Annotated in this window: 18 protein-coding genes; 6 read left to right on the plus strand and 12 right to left on the minus strand. The window is 67.2% G+C overall.

Annotated elements, in window-relative coordinates:
• Position 1 precedes the first annotated feature (1 nt).
• From AB4Z00_RS14825 to AB4Z00_RS14835, 3 genes are all read right to left on the minus strand, one after another.
• The gene (locus tag AB4Z00_RS14825) at positions 2-805 is read right to left on the minus strand and encodes a tetratricopeptide repeat protein (protein WP_132268100.1); all 804 of its coding nucleotides are present in this window, start codon (positions 803-805) and stop codon (positions 2-4) included.
• Positions 806-931: 126 nt separating this feature from the next.
• Positions 932-2059, minus strand: a complete 1128-nt coding sequence (locus AB4Z00_RS14830) for a glycosyltransferase family 4 protein (RefSeq protein ID WP_442046414.1) — start codon at positions 2057-2059, stop codon at positions 932-934.
• Positions 2060-2079: 20 nt separating this feature from the next.
• Positions 2080-2994, minus strand: coding sequence for an alpha/beta fold hydrolase (locus tag AB4Z00_RS14835; RefSeq protein ID WP_442046415.1), 915 nt, complete (start codon positions 2992-2994; stop codon positions 2080-2082).
• A gap of 67 nt (positions 2995-3061) precedes the next feature.
• Between AB4Z00_RS14835 and AB4Z00_RS14840 the strand changes: the two genes are divergently transcribed.
• Entirely contained in the window at positions 3062-4489 is a 1428-nt protein-coding gene (locus AB4Z00_RS14840; RefSeq protein WP_442046517.1) for a protein adenylyltransferase SelO family protein, read from the plus strand.
• A 97-nt stretch (positions 4490-4586) separates the two neighbouring features.
• Positions 4587-6077 (plus strand): succinylglutamate-semialdehyde dehydrogenase, encoded by a 1491-nt coding sequence (locus AB4Z00_RS14845; RefSeq protein WP_134093830.1) that lies wholly within the window; start codon positions 4587-4589, stop codon positions 6075-6077.
• A gap of 41 nt (positions 6078-6118) precedes the next feature.
• Here the strand turns inward: AB4Z00_RS14845 and AB4Z00_RS14850 are convergent, their stop codons facing one another.
• Both AB4Z00_RS14850 and AB4Z00_RS14855 read right to left on the minus strand, forming a co-directional pair.
• The gene (locus AB4Z00_RS14850) at positions 6119-6859 is read right to left on the minus strand and encodes a hypothetical protein (protein ID WP_442046416.1); all 741 of its coding nucleotides are present in this window, start codon (positions 6857-6859) and stop codon (positions 6119-6121) included.
• A gap of 353 nt (positions 6860-7212) precedes the next feature.
• Entirely contained in the window at positions 7213-7623 is a 411-nt protein-coding gene (locus tag AB4Z00_RS14855) for a glycine zipper 2TM domain-containing protein (RefSeq protein ID WP_132268093.1), read from the minus strand.
• Between the two features lie 207 nt (positions 7624-7830).
• Between AB4Z00_RS14855 and rarD the strand changes: the two genes are divergently transcribed.
• Positions 7831-8727, plus strand: coding sequence for an EamA family transporter RarD (rarD, locus tag AB4Z00_RS14860; RefSeq protein WP_132268092.1), 897 nt, complete (start codon positions 7831-7833; stop codon positions 8725-8727).
• Positions 8728-8743: 16 nt separating this feature from the next.
• Here rarD and AB4Z00_RS14865 read toward each other — a convergent pair whose 3' ends face one another.
• Positions 8744-9457: an HPP family protein gene (locus AB4Z00_RS14865; protein WP_442046417.1), complete on the minus strand. Its 714-nt coding sequence runs from the start codon at positions 9455-9457 to the stop codon at positions 8744-8746.
• 202 nt (positions 9458-9659) lie between these two features.
• Here AB4Z00_RS14865 and AB4Z00_RS14870 point away from each other — a divergent pair, with 202 nt between their 5' ends.
• The gene (locus tag AB4Z00_RS14870; RefSeq protein WP_442046418.1) at positions 9660-10001 is read left to right on the plus strand and encodes a hypothetical protein; all 342 of its coding nucleotides are present in this window, start codon (positions 9660-9662) and stop codon (positions 9999-10001) included.
• A gap of 119 nt (positions 10002-10120) precedes the next feature.
• Here the strand turns inward: AB4Z00_RS14870 and AB4Z00_RS14875 are convergent, their stop codons facing one another.
• Together AB4Z00_RS14875 and AB4Z00_RS14880 are read right to left on the minus strand one after the other, a co-directional pair.
• A complete protein-coding gene (locus AB4Z00_RS14875; RefSeq protein ID WP_132268088.1) occupies positions 10121-10699 on the minus strand; it encodes a nitroreductase family protein in 579 nt (192 codons plus the stop codon).
• 37 nt (positions 10700-10736) lie between these two features.
• Entirely contained in the window at positions 10737-11435 is a 699-nt protein-coding gene (locus AB4Z00_RS14880) for a pirin family protein (protein WP_442046419.1), read from the minus strand.
• A 132-nt stretch (positions 11436-11567) separates the two neighbouring features.
• On the opposite strand from AB4Z00_RS14880, the gene AB4Z00_RS14885 reads away from it, so the two are divergent.
• Together AB4Z00_RS14885 and ygfZ are read left to right on the plus strand one after the other, a co-directional pair.
• A complete protein-coding gene (locus AB4Z00_RS14885; RefSeq protein WP_442046420.1) occupies positions 11568-12473 on the plus strand; it encodes a LysR family transcriptional regulator in 906 nt (301 codons plus the stop codon).
• A gap of 90 nt (positions 12474-12563) precedes the next feature.
• Positions 12564-13310, plus strand: a complete 747-nt coding sequence (gene ygfZ / locus AB4Z00_RS14890; protein WP_442046421.1) for a CAF17-like 4Fe-4S cluster assembly/insertion protein YgfZ — start codon at positions 12564-12566, stop codon at positions 13308-13310.
• 36 nt (positions 13311-13346) lie between these two features.
• Here the strand turns inward: ygfZ and AB4Z00_RS14895 are convergent, their stop codons facing one another.
• From AB4Z00_RS14895 to rplU, 4 genes are all read right to left on the minus strand, one after another.
• Positions 13347-13904, minus strand: coding sequence for a GNAT family N-acetyltransferase (locus tag AB4Z00_RS14895; RefSeq protein WP_132268081.1), 558 nt, complete (start codon positions 13902-13904; stop codon positions 13347-13349).
• Positions 13905-14107: 203 nt separating this feature from the next.
• The gene (locus AB4Z00_RS14900; RefSeq protein ID WP_442046422.1) at positions 14108-14695 is read right to left on the minus strand and encodes a GNAT family N-acetyltransferase; all 588 of its coding nucleotides are present in this window, start codon (positions 14693-14695) and stop codon (positions 14108-14110) included.
• A gap of 262 nt (positions 14696-14957) precedes the next feature.
• Positions 14958-15227 carry a 50S ribosomal protein L27 gene (gene rpmA / locus AB4Z00_RS14905; protein WP_021233962.1) on the minus strand — a complete coding sequence of 90 codons (270 nt, stop codon included), beginning with the start codon at positions 15225-15227 and terminating at the stop codon, positions 14958-14960.
• Between the two features lie 24 nt (positions 15228-15251).
• Positions 15252-15548, minus strand: coding sequence for a 50S ribosomal protein L21 (gene rplU, locus AB4Z00_RS14910; RefSeq protein WP_132268078.1), 297 nt, complete (start codon positions 15546-15548; stop codon positions 15252-15254).
• Positions 15549-15662 lie beyond the last annotated feature (114 nt).

The raw sequence follows: 15662 nt of genomic DNA on the forward strand, positions 1-15662 counted from the left end.
TTCATTCTCCGGCGGCAGGCGCGGTCTGCGCGCTGGCCCCTTGGTCTCGCGCTTTGCCCAGCGGCTCTCCGCGTTCGTCCACCACATCGTCGATCGCGTCGACGCCGAGCACGGCCGCAAGCTGGCGTGCGCGGCTGCGCAGGCCGGATTCGACCTGCTCGTCCTTGGCGATGGCGGCGAACAGCGGGCCTGCCTGGTCCTGCTTGTTCATCTTGATATAGGCCATGCCGACCATCTCGCCGGCAACGCCGAACCACGGATTGCCCGGGGCAGCGTAAGGCTTGAGGCGGGCGACCACGTCTTCGGGCTTCATGGCATCGAAATTGGCGGCCACGCTGCGCACGGCGGCAAGGTCGCGCAGCGGCTGCGGTGCCTTGGCATCGGCGGCCACTTCGTCATAGAGCTTCACGGCGTCGGGCAGGCGCTTCTGCTCGGCAGCGATGCCCGCAAGCATCAGCTTGGCCGAGGTCGGGCTGCCGCCCGAACCCTTGGCGATGGCCTCCAGCTTGCCCTTGGCGGCATCGAGATTGCCGGACTTCATGCTGTCGATCGCCTGGACGTAAGCCTCGGCATTGGCGTCGCGCTGCTCGTTCTGGCGGTGGTTCCAGTAGAGCCAGCCGCCGAACGCCGCGAGCGCCAGGACCACGGCCGCGATCACGGGCTTTCCGTAGCGGGTGAAGAAGCCTTCCATCTGGTCCTGCCGCAGGGCATCGTCGACCTCGCGCAGGAAAACGTCCTGCTGCGCGGCGAGTCGCTCGGCAGACTTGGGGTTGGTCGGGGTGCTGTTGGAAGGAGGCAGGGCCAAGTTTCGGGCGCTTTCTGCGGAAAAATCAGGATGGTTGCCGGGCTGTTTAGCGAATGACCACGGCTTTTCAACGGTGATGATCGCTGCACCGTTCGCGGTGAAGCCTTGCTGAATGATGTCGGCGTGTCAAATCAGGCGGTCTTGCCCCAGCGCTTCGCCATATGTGCGGCTATAGGCGGCCAGCATGGTGGCTTCGTCGTAGTGGCTGCGGGCATGGACGCGGTTTGCGGCGCCGAGGCGGGCCCGCAAGGCATCGTCGCCCGCCAGCAGCGCAAGGGTGGCGGCCAGCGCGGCCTCGTCTCCGGGCGGCGTTATCAGGGCGCGGTTTTCCCCGGATACCATCTGCGCCACGTCCCCCACGGCGGGCGAGGCCACCGGCAGTCCCGCGGCCATCGCTTCCACCACCGAGATCGGAAACTGCTCGCTGTCGGACGAGAGCGCGAAGATATCGAAAAGGCCGACCGCGTGGGACGGATCGGCGACGAAGCCCGGCATGTGCACCCGGTCAGCCGCGCCGCTGCGCGCCGCCGCCTCCGCGATCGCGCCGCGCTCGGGCCCTTCGCCCAGGATCACGAGGCGCCACGAAGGGGGCAGTCCGGCGAAGGCGCGGACCAGCCGGGGCAGATTCTTTACCGGCCTGAGGCCCGCGAGCGTGCCGACCCAGCGCTCCCCGGGCTGCTTGATGAGGCCGGGCAGCATGTCGGGCCGGGGCCGGTCGAGATAGGCGGCGCAATCGATGCCATTGCCGATCAGCCGCACCCGCTCGCGCGGCTGGCGCCATGCCGTGAGCGCGATCTCCTCCAGCCGCCGCGACGGCACTACCAGCGCCGAGGCACGGCGCAGTGCGAAGCGCCGGAACCGGTTGCGCGCGGGCTTGAGGCCGCCGGCCTCGTCCTCGTTGAAGCCGTCCTCATGATGGACGAGCGGAGGCAGCGACAGCAGGCCGCCGAACAGGCCATGGGCCATCACCCCGTCCATCGCGCCCCAGTTGTAAGTGAGCACGAGGTCGTAGTCTGCCATGGCCTGGGCGATCCGCCAGAGCCGCCGCGGGGTGGGGCGACCTTGGAGGGCGGGAAAGTCCTGGGGAAATGCCACCGGCACCGCCGGATCGAGCAGCGCAGCGGCGCCGTAGGCCTCAGGCTGGGCCGAGACCACGGCGTGAGCGATGCCCGGCCCGAACAGGTTCATCAGCCGCACGGCGCGCAGTTCCTTGCCGCCCGCCGCGAAGCTGGAATGAAGGTGGAGAATGCGCAAGGCGGTTCCGGCCCGGCCGATCAGGCGACTTGCGCCAGCAGCCGCTCGATGGCGGCAACGGATTCGGGCTCGTCCAGAGTGGGAGCGTGGCCGACATTGTCCAGCGTCACCGCCTCGGCGCCCGGCAGGCGGCGCAGCATCTTCTCCAGCGTGGCGGCGGACAGCAGGTCGGACAACGCGCCGCGCAGCACCAGCACCGGCCGGCCGGCCAGCGCTTCCCAGGCGGGCCAGAGATCGGGCTGGTCGTCCACGTCATAGCCCAGGAAAGGCTCGGCGATCTTCATGTCGTAGTCGAAGACCACCCGCCCGGCGTTGGATACGGTCATCAGGCGCTTGGCCCGCCCGATCCAGAAGTCCAGCGGCTGGCCGGGATGGGCATCGCCCTGCGACGATTCGATCGCGCGCGCGGCGTGAACCCATGTGGGATAGCTGCGCCCCTGCCCGACATAGTCCTTGATCCGCTCCACCCCTTCCGGTTCGAGGAACGGGCCCACATCGTTGATGACGGCCGCGGCGATCCGGTCTGGCATCATCGTCGCCAGTCCCATGGTCATCAGCCCGCCCAGCGAGGTGCCGATGGCCACGAAGCGGTCGATCTTCTCCTGCGCCAGCAGCTCCAGCAGGTCCTCGCCATACTGGACCGGATTGTAGCTGGCCGAATCGCGCGCATATTCGCTGTCTCCGCGCCCGCGCATGTCGGGGCAGATGACGCGCCAGCGCGGCGAGAGGCGCTCGGCCAGGACGTCGAAATCGCGGGCATTGCGGGTCAGTCCATGGAGGCAGACGATGGGGGGAAGCTGCGCCCCATCCGGCCGCGCCCCATCCGGCGCTTCCCCATCCGGCCGCGCCCGATCAGGCAAGGAGCCCGGGTAATCGCGAAAGTGCAGCTTCAGTCCATCCCGGCTCGACCAGAACCGATCTTCGAATACCGTCATGCCGAAGCTGCGACCTCATCTTGCCGCCCGGCTTGATCGACGGGCATCGGATCGCCACTATCGCCTGATGCGAAGCGAACCGCAAGCAAGTGCCTATCGTCCTGCCCCGCGTATCGAGGCCATTGCCGACTGGATCGCCAGTCCGGTGACGGCTGCCGATTTTCCGAAACATATCCTGCGCTTCCGCAACGACCGCTGGGCCCGCACCGTGGGGCTGGACGGGCTCGACGATGCCGGCTGGATCGCCCATTTCGGACGCTTCGAGCCGCTGCCGGACAACCTGCCCCAGCCGCTGGCCCTGCGCTATCACGGGCACCAGTTCCGCGTTTACAACCCCAACATCGGCGACGGACGCGGCTTCCTCCAGGCGCAGATGCTGGACGGCCAGGACCGCGTGCTCGACCTTGGCACGAAAGGGTCCGGCCAGACGCCCTATAGCCGCGACGGCGACGGCAGGCTGACACTGAAGGGCGCGGTTCGCGAGATCCTCGCCACGGAAATGCTGGAGGCGCTGGGCGTCAACACCAGCAGGACCTTCTCCGTGATCGAAACCGGCGAGGCGCTCTGGCGCGGCGACGAGCCTTCACCCACGCGCTCGGCAGCCATGGTCCGCCTCAGCCACGGCCATATCCGCATCGGCACCTTCCAGCGCCTGCTCGCGCTGGAGGAAAGCGCGCACATGGAACAGCTCGTGGCCTATTGCCTCGCAACGTATCCCGGCAATCTCCCGCCCGAGGATGCGCCCGGCCGGGACGAACCTGCGGTGATCCTGCTCCATCAGGTGGTGGAACGCATGGCCGATCTCGCCGCGAGCTGGATGGTGGCCGGCTTCGTCCACGGCGTTCTCAATACCGATAACATGAACATCTCGGGCGAGAGCTTCGACTATGGTCCCTGGCGCTGGCTGCCGCAGTGGGACCCGCGCTTCACCGCCGCCTATTTCGACCATTCGGGCCTCTACGCCTTCGGCCGGCAGCCCGAGGCGGTGCTGTGGAACTGCGGCCAGCTTGCCGTTGCCTTGCGCCAGTTGACCGAAACCGCGCCGCTGGTGGCCGCGTTGGACCGCTTCGCCCCGCTGTACCAGCAGGCGATGAGCCGGCGCTTCGCCTGGCGCCTTGGCGTGACCCCGCAGGGCCTGGAGCGCGACAATGCGCTGATCCAGGCCGCGGAACAGGCCATGCTGGCAAGCGGGGAAGCGCCGGAGCAGTTCTTCTTCCATCATCGCGGCGGAAGAAATGCAGGTGCCGATCGCTTCGGCGAAGTCCTGGGCACTTATGCCCCGGCGGCGGAAACGTCCGGTCCCTTCTGGCAGCAACCCGCCCCACCCGGCCTGCTCATCGACGAGGTCGAGCGCATCTGGGATGGGATCGACCGGCATGACGACTGGTCGGCGCTCCATGCCCGGGTCGCGGAAATCCGCGAACTCGGTCGGCAACTCGGCGCGGCGCCAGCGCCCGCCGGGCAGGCTGCTAGCCATGTCTCCGGGGCATCCTGATACAAAGGATTAAAGGCCGCGTTAGCTTCCCGGTAGGGATCGCTGTGCAACAGCATGTCCTACAGCGAGTTATCCAGCCAACGGACCATCAATCTTCATGGGCGCGACAGCGAGCGCATACAGCACCCCGCCAGCAACGGTCGCCAGCGATCGGGGATCTGCCGGACAGGAACGGGCAAGGAACGTGACGGACATCATCTCCTACGAACCCGCCACGGGTGCGGAGATCTGGCGCGGCAAGCCTTGCGATGTCGACGATGTGGTGAGCCGTGCCCGGCGCGCCTGGCCGACCTGGGCCGCCCAGCCGCTGGCCACGCGCATCGAACTGCTGCGCCGCTTCGCCAACGAAGTGCGCAAGGAAGCCGACCGCCTGGCTACGACCATCGCCCGCGAAGTCGGCAAGCCCTTGTGGGAAGCGCGCGCCGAAGTCGAAACCGTCGTCGCCAAGGTCGAAGTCTCGATCCGCGCCTATGCCGAGCGCACCAGCCAGCGGAAGTTCGATTCGGCACTGCAGGGCACGATGGCGGTGCGCCACAAGCCGCACGGCGTCCTGGTCGTGCTCGGCCCCTTCAACTTCCCTGCGCACTTGCCGAACGCCCACATTGTCCCCGCCCTGCTCGCAGGCAATGCGGTGATCTTCAAGCCGAGCGAAAAGGCCCCCGCCACGGGCGAGATGCTGGCGCGCTGCTTCCACCGCGCGGGCATTTCCGCCGCCGTCATGCAGCTTGCCGTGGGCGGGCCGCTGGAGGGCCAGGATTTCGTGGCGCACGAGGGGATCGACGGCGTTCTCTTCACCGGATCGGCCAATACCGGCATCTCGATCAACCGCCGCCTCGCCGCCCGGCCCGACCGGCTGGTGGCGCTGGAGATGGGCGGAAACAACCCCATCGTCCTCTGGGACACGCCCAAGCTGACCGACGCCGCAGCGCTGATCGTCCAGTCCGCCTTCTCCTCCGCCGGACAGCGCTGCACCGCGGCGCGCCGGCTGATCGTGAAGAGCGCGCTCTATGACGAGGCCATCGCGGAAGTGAAGGCGCTGGCAGACCGGGTGATTGTGGGCGCGCCGTTCGACGAACCCGCGCCTTTCATGGGCCCGGTGATCGACAATCCGGCGGCCGACGGCCTGACCGAGAGCTTCCTCTACCTGCTGAGCAACGGCGGACGGGCGATCAAGCATCTGGTGCGGACCGACGACGCCCTGCCGTTCCTCAGCCCGGCGATCATCGACACCACGGCGATGAAGGACCGGCCCGATGTCGAACTGTTCGGCCCGATCCTGCAGGTGATTCGCGTCGACGATTTCGATGAGGCGATTGCCGAGGCCAACAATACCCGTTTCGGGCTGGCCGCCTCGCTGGTGGGCGGCAGTCCCCAGGACTACAACCGCTTCTGGGCCAATATCCGCGCCGGCATCGTCAACTGGAACCGCACCACCACCGGGCCAAGCCATGCCGCGCCGATGGGCGGCATCGGCCTTTCCGGCAACCACCACCCCACCGGCTACTACGCGGCGGACTACTGCGCCTATCCCGTGGCGTCCGGGGAGATGGAGCAGCCCCGCGCGGCGATCGGCGTGGGACTGCGGTAACGGTCCGGGGCGTCAGCCCTGTCGTTACGAACCCGGGGCCGTCACTTCCCGCTGGTGACCAGATCGACCTCGGTCACGCCGCCTTCCAGTTTGCGCACGAAAGCCACGTAGGCTTGCCCCGCCTTGCGGCCGCCGATCACATGGTCGCCGCCGTCGATGCGGTATTCGGCGGTATAGCCGCCGCGCTGCGCCATCGAATAGTAGAAGCTGACGACATCCTCGGGCGAGACCGCCGTGCCGTAATTGACGACGCGAAGCGCGCAGCCGTCAGCGTCAGTGCCCGCGGCTTCCTTCACGGCGCCGCGCGGATAGACGGGGATGGCGGCGGGCAGCTTGGCGGCCCAAGCGGCGGAATACTGAACTTTGGCGGAGCAATCGGTCTTGGCCGCGCGCGCGCTGTCGCTGACTTGCGCGGCAGTCGCGGCGTTCTGGGCGAGCGCCGAGGCGCTGGCTTTCTGGGGAACCGGCGCGGGCAGGAGCTTGCCGCCCGCGGCATCCGCGGCCGATTTCCGGGCAGCGGAGATAGCCGCCGGCGTGCGATCGGCCGCCTTCAGCGTGACCGGGCCGTCCTTGCCCGCGGTTCCGCCGCTCTCTCCGGACATTTCGGGATCGACCACGATCTGATCGCCCAGACCACCGGACGCAGCGGCCTCGCTCTCGGCCGCATCGGGCTTCTTCGTCTTGGCATTACAGCCCGCCAGCGCCAGCGATCCGGCCAGAGCCAGGAGCATCAAGTGCGGGGCGGCGGAGTGCTGCGCCGGAACCTTCGTCAAAATGGCCATCCTCGTCGCGTCCTTGTCCCCCGGAAGATCGCATGCGTCTTCCCGACATCCAGTTCATCGGCCAAGACTTCCCGGTAAATGGCGGAGATTCAAGGCCTCTCCGCTGGAATTCCCGCGCACGTCCCAATTCGGGAAGGCCCGCAGGCAAAGGTTTGCGGTCAGGGAAATGGAGGATCGGCATATAGCGCCTGTGCGCGCGAAGCCCCGAAACAGGTCGAGGGCGCCCGCAGCCGAAGCCACGAGCGCCCTCTCCCACCCGCCCCCATCAGATGGAGTTCGGGRGGTCTCCCCCGTAAGTCGCCGTCCTCACGGGGAAGCCAGTTCCTGTCAGGCGCAAGCCGCGCCCGGTTCTATCAGCGGCAGCGCGAACCGCCGCGGTCGACTTCGCGGCCGAGCAGGGCGCCGGCGGCGGCGCCGAGGACGGTGCCGGTGGCGCGGTCGCCGCGGGTGTCGATGGCACGACCGGCCAGGGCGCCCGCCGCACCGCCGACCAGCAGGCCGGTGGTGCCGCTCGAGCGGCGGCAGTCGTAGCGACGGTCGTTGCCGCGGTAATGGCGGTCGCCGCGATAGTAGCGGTCGCGGTTGCCGTAGCCGCGGCGATAGTCTTCGCGCGAATAGCGCTCACGGCCGTGGCCGTATTCCTGTTCGCCGGGGGCCTGGAATTCGTGGGTCGGCGCGTAGCTGACGGCAGCCGAAGCGGGAAGAGCGGTCGCCAGGCTGGCCGTTGCGGCAGCGAGGGCGGTTGCCTTGAAAAATGCGTTCATCTCAAAATCTCCTCGTCATTGCCGGGGAGGGGGCCTTTCGAGGCTCGATCCGCGGTACGCATTCAGCTTTAGGGCATCGAACCTGAACGATCCGCAACGCGGCTGTCAGAATTGGCGATATCGACGAGGCGAGGAACGTCTTGCGACGAACTGCTTGCGGACGGACCTTTCGGCACTTATCGCACCGGACGATCCACGGGGTTTTCGATGCAGCACCAAACCACTCGCCGTAGCGGCGGCCTTGCGCAGGCTTTCGGCGCCTATCTGATCTGGTGCCTGTTCCCGCTCTATTTCGCGATGCTCCACGCGGTTTCCCCGTTCGAGGTCGTGGCCTGGCGGCTGCTGTTCACCCTGCCCTTCTGCCTCATCATGGTCGCCGTGCTGCGCCAGGGCGCGCAGCTTCGGGCCGCGCTCGGCAATCCGCGCCTGCTCGGCACGCTGGCCGTCAGCGGCCTGCTGATCGGCACCAACTGGCTGATCTACGTCCTGGCGGTGATGGAAGGCCACGTCATCGCGGCGAGCCTGGGCTACTACATCAACCCGCTGGTCAACGTGCTGGCAGGCACCATCTTCCTGCGCGAGCGGCTATCGCGCCTGCAATGGACCGCGGTCGGCCTCGCTGCCATCGGCGTGGCCATGCTGGCGGGCGGCGCGCTGGACACGCTGTGGATCAGCATGGGCATCGCCCTCAGCTTTGCCGGCTACGGCCTGGTGCGAAAGCTGGCCCCCGTCGAATCGCTGCCGGGGCTGACGGTGGAGACGCTGGTGCTGCTGATTCCCGCGCTGGGCCTGCTGGGCTGGCAGGCTTCCGGCCCGGCGGGGCTGGCCATGGGACAGTCGCTGAACATCAGCCTCCTGCTTGCCTGCGCCGGGATCGTCACCGGGATTCCGCTGCTGCTTTTCGCCGGCGCGGCTCGCAAGCTGGACTTCTCGGTGCTGGGCTTCATCCAGTTCGTGACGCCGACGGGCATATTCCTGCTCGGCCTCTTCGTGTTCGGAGAGCCGCTGCGGCCGGTCCAGATTTTCTGCTTCCTGTTCATCTGGACGGCCATCGCGGTGTTCTGCTGGGACCTGCTGTCCCGCAAGCGCAAGGCCGCCGCCTGAGCGCAGGCCTGCCAGGTCAGGCCTGCTTCCCCTTGCGCAGCAGCGCCTGGACGAAGGCGTCGAGATCGTCGACTTCGACGTCGAGCACTTCGTCCCATTCCGCCAGCAAGGCCTCGATATCCGCGCGCGTATAAGGCTCGGGTGTCTTGTGCTGCACTTTGGGCGCGTGGTGCGGCCAGGGGTGGCCGGTCAGGTTGTTGTAGAGCCAGCCGAACTGGAACAGGAATATCAGGTTCAGCGCCAGGGGCACGAGATGGCCGATGCCCCAGGACTGGTCGCCCGTGGCCCCCAGCGCATAGAGCAGCGCGCAGGCGCCGCCTGGCGGATGCAGGCTGCGCGTCAGCGACATGGCCACGATCGCCAGTCCCACGCCCACCGAGGCCGCGAGCCAGGGCGTCCCCAGCAAGTGCCCCGCGGTCAGCCCGACGATGGCCGAGACCATGTTCCCGCCGACCACTGACCAGGGCTGCGCCAGCGGGCTGGCAGGCACGCAGAATACCAGGACCGCCGAAGCGCCGAGCGGCGCCAGAAGGAACGGCAGCGCGGCAAGCCCCGCCTGTTCCAGTCCCTTCATTTCGAGCAGGAGCGTCACGCCGCCGGCAATGGCAATGCCCAGCATGCCGCCAAGGGCCCCGCGCACCCAACCGAGATGGCCTATCGCGCCTGCAACCAGGCCGCCGATCCGGCTATTGCCCCATCCGTCCCGCCACCGTGCTGTCGTTCGAGCCACCACCCGGCCCTTCTCCTGAACTTGGTTTCCGTCGCGGCGCCCTATGAACCATGTCCACCATCGTGGCGAGGCGACTCGTGCTTGGGGCCCGGATAGACGAATTGTAACGGGTCTGGTCATCGCCGGGTGCCCGGAAACCGCTGGCCTGCCGCAAATCGGCCATCTTCGGATGTTTGCCTGCGTGTTCCCTCCGGAGCTTCCCATGCCAGCGATCGACGCCGCACCTTCCGCTCCCACCGTTACCGAGCAGACCGTCGATGCATTCGACCTTAGGCAGATGCGCGCGCCGCCCTCCGCGGGTTTCAGCGTCATCCGCCCCCGCTGCCCCGAGGGCAAGCCCGGCGAAATCGTCGTCTGCGCGCCCGATCCCGAACAGGAACGGCTGCCGCCGCTCTCGACGGACTACAGCATTCCCGATGGACCGCCCCGCGCCCGACTGGACATCGGCGGCGGCACCTCGATCGACGTTCACCTCGATTCCGCCTCGATGCCGGACGGCAGCAAGAGCCAGCGGGTCATGGTCGGCGTGAAGCGGAAGTTCTGAACGAAAAAGCCCGATCCGCCCAAGGGAGTGGCGGATCGGGCCTCGAAGCCGGCAAAGGGAGGGCCGGCAGAGGGAGGGCCGGCTAAAGGGAGAGGATAGCGCCGGAACGCCCGGTTGGATCAGGCGAAAGTGCCCGCCTTGGCGATTTCCGCCACCGGCTTGCGGCCCGAGGCGACTTCGCGCTCCTGCAGGAACTCGGGAAGCTGGCTCTTGTCACCCATCTTGCCGATGGCGAAAGCGGCTTCGAGGCGGTGGTCGGCGGGAATGCCAAGCGCCTTTTCGGCCTCACCGAACTTCAGGCCGGTCATGCCATGCGTGTGATAGCCCAGGGCCTGCGCCTGAAGGGCAGCCAGCGCCCAGGCCGCACCGGCATCGAAGCTGTGGCTGTGGTTGTCCGAATTGCCCTTGTCCGAACGCATCTGGCTGTCGGACACGACATAGACGATCGCCGAAGCGTCCTTGGCCCAGCCCTGGTTGAACTCGATCAGCTGCGAGAGCAGCAGGTCCCAGTTGGCGTCGCCCTTGCGGGCATAGAGAAAGGTCCAGGGCTGCACGTTATAGGCCGAAGGCGCCCAGCCGGCGGCTTCGAAGATCACGTCGAGGTCTTCCTGCGGGATCTCGCTGCCATCGAACGCGCGGGGCGACCAGCGATTGACGATCAGCTTTTCAACCTTGGGATGGGCAATACGTCCGGTCATGTCGATTTCCTTGGTGTTGAGAGTGTCGGGAGAGAGTTCAGGCCGCGTCGACAAGGACGAGTTCGGCGTCCTCGATCGCGGTCACGGTGATGGAGTCGAGACCGGTGATCGCCACGCCGTCGCGCGGCTGCGCTTCGACGTCGTCCACCAGGATCCGGCCTCTTGCAGAGACGAGATAGAGATGGCGGCCCGGTTCGGTCGGGTAAGTCACGCTGTCACCCGCCTTGACGGTGGCGCCCAGAACCCGGGCATCGGCGCGGATCGGCAGGGCATCCCCGTCTCCGGCGATGCCGCTGGCGAGCGTGACGAAGTGACCGGCACGATCGCCGCGGGGGAAAGGACGCGCGCCCCAGCCCGGAGCCTCGCCGCGTTCGTCGGGCAGGATCCAGATCTGGAACAGGGTGGTGGCCTCATCCTCGAGATTGAACTCGGAGTGGACGATCCCGGTACCCGCGCTCATCACCTGGACGTCGCCGGCGCCCGTGCGGCCTTCGTTGCCCAGGCTGTCCTTGTGCGTGATCGCGCCGGTGCGGACATACGTGATGATCTCCATGTCGCGGTGTGGATGCGGCGGAAATCCGGCGCGCGGACCGATGGTGTCGTCGTTCCAGACCCGCAGACGGCCCCAATTGGTGCGCGCAGGATCGTGATAGTCGGCGAAGGAGAAGTGGTGGTGGGCATCGAGCCAGCCGTGGTCGGCGGCGCCGAGGCTTGCGAAGGGACGGACTTCGATCATGTGGCCCTCCTGAAGGGGGTTAGTCTGCCGCAGATATGCGGTCTGCCTGCTCATCAGGTAGCCCTTGCAGGGTCATCGGATAATTGGGATAAAATCGATCGAGATGTTCAACTAAGCTGAAGGCTTCGCATCGTGGTCGACATTGCCCCGCCCAGTCTGGATCACTTGCGCACATTCCTGCTCGTCGTCGAGGAGGGCAGCTTCGGCGGTGCGGCCCGCAAGCTGGGCCGGGCGATCTCGGTGGTGAGCTATGCCATCGCCCAGCTCGAAGCCCAGCTCGATGTCCGCCTGTTCGAGCGAGAGGGGTCGCGAAAGCCCAGGCTCACCGAATCGGGCCGGGCGCTGCTGAGCGAGGCCCATGCCATTGCCGACGACGTCGATGCCCTGCTCGCCAAAGTCCGCAGCCTGCGACAGGGGCTGGAGGCCGAACTCTCGCTGGCGGTGGACGTGATGGTGCCCGGCAACGTCCTCGCCAAGCTGCTGCGCGACTTTCAGGTGATGTTCCCCAGCGTGCCACTGCGCCTTCATGTCGAGGCTCTGGGCGCCGTCGCCGCGCTGGTGATGGATCGGCGCGCCACCCTGGCCATCGCCGGACCTGATATTCTCGACCTGCCGGAAATCCAGCGCGAGACGGTGGGCGCCGTGGAAATGGTGCCGGTCGCCGCGCCCGGTCACCCCCTGGCGAACCCCGGCCCAATTCCGCCCGGCGCGGCGCGCAAGCACCTCCAGCTGGTGCTGACCGACCGCTCCCCGCTGACGGAGGGCCGCGATTTCTCGGTATTCAGCCCGCGTTCGTGGCGGCTGGCCGATCTCGGCGCCAAGCATGCGCTGCTCAAGGAGGGAATCGGCTGGGGCTCTATGCCGCGCCACCGCATCGCCGCAGACCTGGCGAGCGGCGAGCTGGTCGAGCTTCACCTGCCCGAGCGGCCGACGATGGACTATGCCCTTGTCGCACTCTGGCGCAAGGACAGCCCGCCGGGCCCCGCCGCCCTCTGGGTTCTCGATGAAATCCGCGAACGCCTTGCCGGCTGTCCCTGACCACACCTCCCGGCCACGCCGTCACCCAAGCTTTTCCGGCCTGTCATTCGGACACTTGCGCAGTCCGCCGCCCTGCCCCACTTATCGGCCATGACCGCCAGCCGCCTGTTCGACCGCGCCGTTATCCGGCTCTCCCCCCGCCCCGATTCGAACGAAGACGTTGCCGAGTTCCTGCAAGGGCTCGTCACCGCCGACGTGAAGGGCGTGCTGCCCACCTGGGCCGCGCTGCTCTCCCCGCAGGGCAAGGCGCTGTTCGACTTCCTGGTCTGGCCGGCCGGCCCCGGCCTACTGATCGATTGCGAGGCGGAAGCAGCCGAGGCCCTGGTCAAGCGCTTGTCGATGTACCGCCTGCGCCGGGCCATCGACATCGCGCGCGACGATACCCTTGCCGTCCACTGGCGCCCGCATACGGGTGATGGCGCCGCCCCGGACCCCCGCCACCATGGCCTGGGCGAACGCTGGATCGCTCCGGTCGACCCCACCGATCCCTCGGAATTCGAAGGCGCCGATGCGGCATGGCGCGCCCACCGGCTCGCCATGGGCGTACCCGAAGGCCGCGCCGAACTCGGCGACGGTGAGACGCTCTGGCTGGAATGCAACGCAGTCGAACTGCACGGCGTCAGCTTCACCAAGGGCTGCTACGTGGGCCAGGAGAACACCGCGCGCATGAACTGGCGGCAGAAGGTCAACCGCCGGCTGATCGTGGTGCCGCTGGCCCGCTCGGACGAGAAGCGCCGCCGCGCCGCCTATCCCGAACTGGGGCTGGCGGTGGACCACTTGCGCGTGGAGGACATCGATCCGCTGATCGCGCCGAAGTGGCTCGAACTGCAGGCCTGAATTTCGGGGCTTGAGCCTGCGGCCTGACCGGATCGATCAGGCCGAAAGCACGTTCGTCGGCATCGGTGCCCGCAGGAACGGCCGCTCCCCAAGGTTGGCAACATAGATCCGCGCGCGGATCGGCATGGCCCTGCCTTGGGCGAAACGCTCCCGCTCCTGCCCGGAATCCGCGAAACCGGCCTCCTGCAGCACATCCAGCGTAGCCGGATTGTCTGCAAAATGGCTGGCGACCACGCGCCGATGCCCCAGCGTTCGCGCCTGGGCGAGCACCGCGCGCACGGCTTCCCGCGCGAACCCCCGCCCGCGATGGGCCGGTGCGATCCAGTAACCCAGTTCCACTTCGTTCTCGATCCGGCCGAGACCGATGCCGCCCACCAGCTTGGGGCCGCCGGGCGCGCGCAGATACATGACGAGGTGAGGCAGGCGCGGATCGCGCGGCTTGGCCAGATAGTCGCGCATGGCGCGTGTCGAGCGCGGCAATTCGCCTACGCCGGGGTTGCGCTGGGCCGTCTCCTCCGAAATGGCGTTCACCAGTTCGTCGAAGTCTTCCGGCCAGCCGGGCCTCAGGAACAATCTCTCCGTGCGGATGAACATGTGACGGTTCTCCGTTTTTCTATTTTGTCCGCAGGACACACTATGCACAAAGCCAGTTGCAATGCACGGCTTTTGCTGCGGCCGGACGCGAGAAGTCGACCGGCGATCGCGCGCCGGAGAGCCGCGATCCGGCAGTCCTGTCTTTTCAGGGATTTGGCAGTATCGTCGTCCCCGGCCGGGCAGGGCCGGGGACGCGACAAAGGTCAGGCGGCGCGCTTGGGCGCCATGGCCTGGGCGCTGCCTAGGCCGGAATTGTCGCAATCGTCGCCGCAATCGCTGGGCGAATCGAACTCGACGGCATATTCGCGCGAGAGGCAGCTTGCAGCGCGCCCTTCGCTGTAGCGTTCGAGCACGCGCCCGGTAGGCCGGAATCCGACCTTTTCAAGCACGCGGCCCGAGGCCGGGTTGTCGACGAAGTGGCTGCCGACGATACGCTTGTGGCCGATGGCGCGGGCCAGCGAGAGCACGGCGCGCGCGGCTTCGCTCGCAAATCCCTGCCCCCAATGGTCGCGGGCGATCCAATAGCCCAGGTTCGCTTCGCCATCGAGCAGGGACAGGCCGATGCAGCCGATGATGCGCGTGCCGTGCGAGCCGGGCTGGGTGATCAGGAAACGCGGCAGCAGCATGTCCGGCGCGGCATCCAGAAAACGCCGGGCGTCTTCGCCGGTATAGGGCCAGGGCGCGCGCGTCAGATTGCGCACGACGCTTTCGTCGTCGATCAAGGCCAGGAACTCGTCCTGGTCCTCGGACCAGCCGGGCCGCAGAAACAGCCGTTCGCTGCGAACGAACATAGAGTATCTCCACTCATCCGCCCCGCGCCTTTCCTAAGGTTTGCGCGTGACATTGCGATTACGCACAACGTCCGGAGAGCCTGAAATATCCGTGCAAATTCGTAAGAAAATGTACGACTTAGTCGCTCTGTAAGACAGTTGCGCCGTGCGAGAGGGAGACACGAAAAGAGGGAGACGGGCAGGCCCCTCTCCCTCGTTCAGCCGATCTCAAGAAGATCGGCGGGGCCATCCCGTCAGGATGGCCCTTTGATCGACCATCCGATTATTCGGCGGCTTCTGCCATAGCGTCTACCGAGACGTACTTACGGCCGAGTTTACCGTCGTGGAAACGCACGCGACCTTCGGCGAGTGCGAACAGGGTGTGATCCTTGCCCATGCCCACGTTCACGCCCGGGTACACGCGGGTGCCGCGCTGACGGATGATGATGTTGCCGCCGATCACTTCCTGACCGCCGAACTTCTTAACGCCAAGGCGGCGGCCCGCAGAGTCGCGACCGTTGCGCGACGAACCGCCTGCTTTCTTATGTGCCATTGCTCAGTCCTTCCGATCTTTGGCTCAGGCGACGGACACGATGCGCAGCAGGGTCATCTGCTGGCGGTGGCCGTTCTTGCGACGATAGTTGTGGCGGCGGCGCTTCTTGAACACCACGACCTTTTCGCTCTTGGCCTGAGCGATGATCTCGGCCGAAACCGTGATCTTCGAGGCGTCAGCGACTTCGCCGTCGTTGCCGGCGAGCAGAACGTCGCCCAGCGTGATGGTCTCACCGGCTTCACCAGCCAGCTTTTCAACCGCGATCTTGTCTCCGGCGGCAACCCGATACTGCTTGCCGCCCGTGCGCACAACTGCGAACATGGTGCCCTTACCTAATATCAATGAGCCCTAAACAGGCCGAAACAACTCTGCCCCGGCCGCTCTGGTCCAGGAAGGAACCGTGGAGCCTTGCGGGCGACGCACCGGCGTCCCCAT

It is taken from the genome of Novosphingobium sp. YAF33 (assembly GCF_052113265.1).
In the GTDB taxonomy this organism is placed as follows: Bacteria; Pseudomonadota; Alphaproteobacteria; order Sphingomonadales; family Sphingomonadaceae; genus Novosphingobium.

Coding starts and splice junctions, on each gene's coding strand:
- rarD (WP_132268092.1), top strand. CDS start 7,831: ATGCAGCACCAAACCACTCGCCGTAGCGGCGGCCTTGCGCAGGCTTTC.
- AB4Z00_RS14875 (WP_132268088.1), bottom strand. CDS start 10,699: ATGACCGGACGTATTGCCCATCCCAAGGTTGAAAAGCTGATCGTCAAT.
- AB4Z00_RS14845 (WP_134093830.1), top strand. CDS start 4,587: ATGGGCGCGACAGCGAGCGCATACAGCACCCCGCCAGCAACGGTCGCC.
- AB4Z00_RS14900 (WP_442046422.1), bottom strand. CDS start 14,695: ATGTTCGTTCGCAGCGAACGGCTGTTTCTGCGGCCCGGCTGGTCCGAG.
- AB4Z00_RS14850 (WP_442046416.1), bottom strand. CDS start 6,859: ATGGCCATTTTGACGAAGGTTCCGGCGCAGCACTCCGCCGCCCCGCAC.
- rplU (WP_132268078.1), bottom strand. CDS start 15,548: ATGTTCGCAGTTGTGCGCACGGGCGGCAAGCAGTATCGGGTTGCCGCC.
- AB4Z00_RS14870 (WP_442046418.1), top strand. CDS start 9,660: ATGCCAGCGATCGACGCCGCACCTTCCGCTCCCACCGTTACCGAGCAG.
- rpmA (WP_021233962.1), bottom strand. CDS start 15,227: ATGGCACATAAGAAAGCAGGCGGTTCGTCGCGCAACGGTCGCGACTCT.
- AB4Z00_RS14835 (WP_442046415.1), bottom strand. CDS start 2,994: ATGACGGTATTCGAAGATCGGTTCTGGTCGAGCCGGGATGGACTGAAG.
- AB4Z00_RS14895 (WP_132268081.1), bottom strand. CDS start 13,904: ATGTTCATCCGCACGGAGAGATTGTTCCTGAGGCCCGGCTGGCCGGAA.
- AB4Z00_RS14855 (WP_132268093.1), bottom strand. CDS start 7,623: ATGAACGCATTTTTCAAGGCAACCGCCCTCGCTGCCGCAACGGCCAGC.
- AB4Z00_RS14880 (WP_442046419.1), bottom strand. CDS start 11,435: ATGATCGAAGTCCGTCCCTTCGCAAGCCTCGGCGCCGCCGACCACGGC.
- ygfZ (WP_442046421.1), top strand. CDS start 12,564: ATGACCGCCAGCCGCCTGTTCGACCGCGCCGTTATCCGGCTCTCCCCC.
- AB4Z00_RS14840 (WP_442046517.1), top strand. CDS start 3,062: ATGCGAAGCGAACCGCAAGCAAGTGCCTATCGTCCTGCCCCGCGTATC.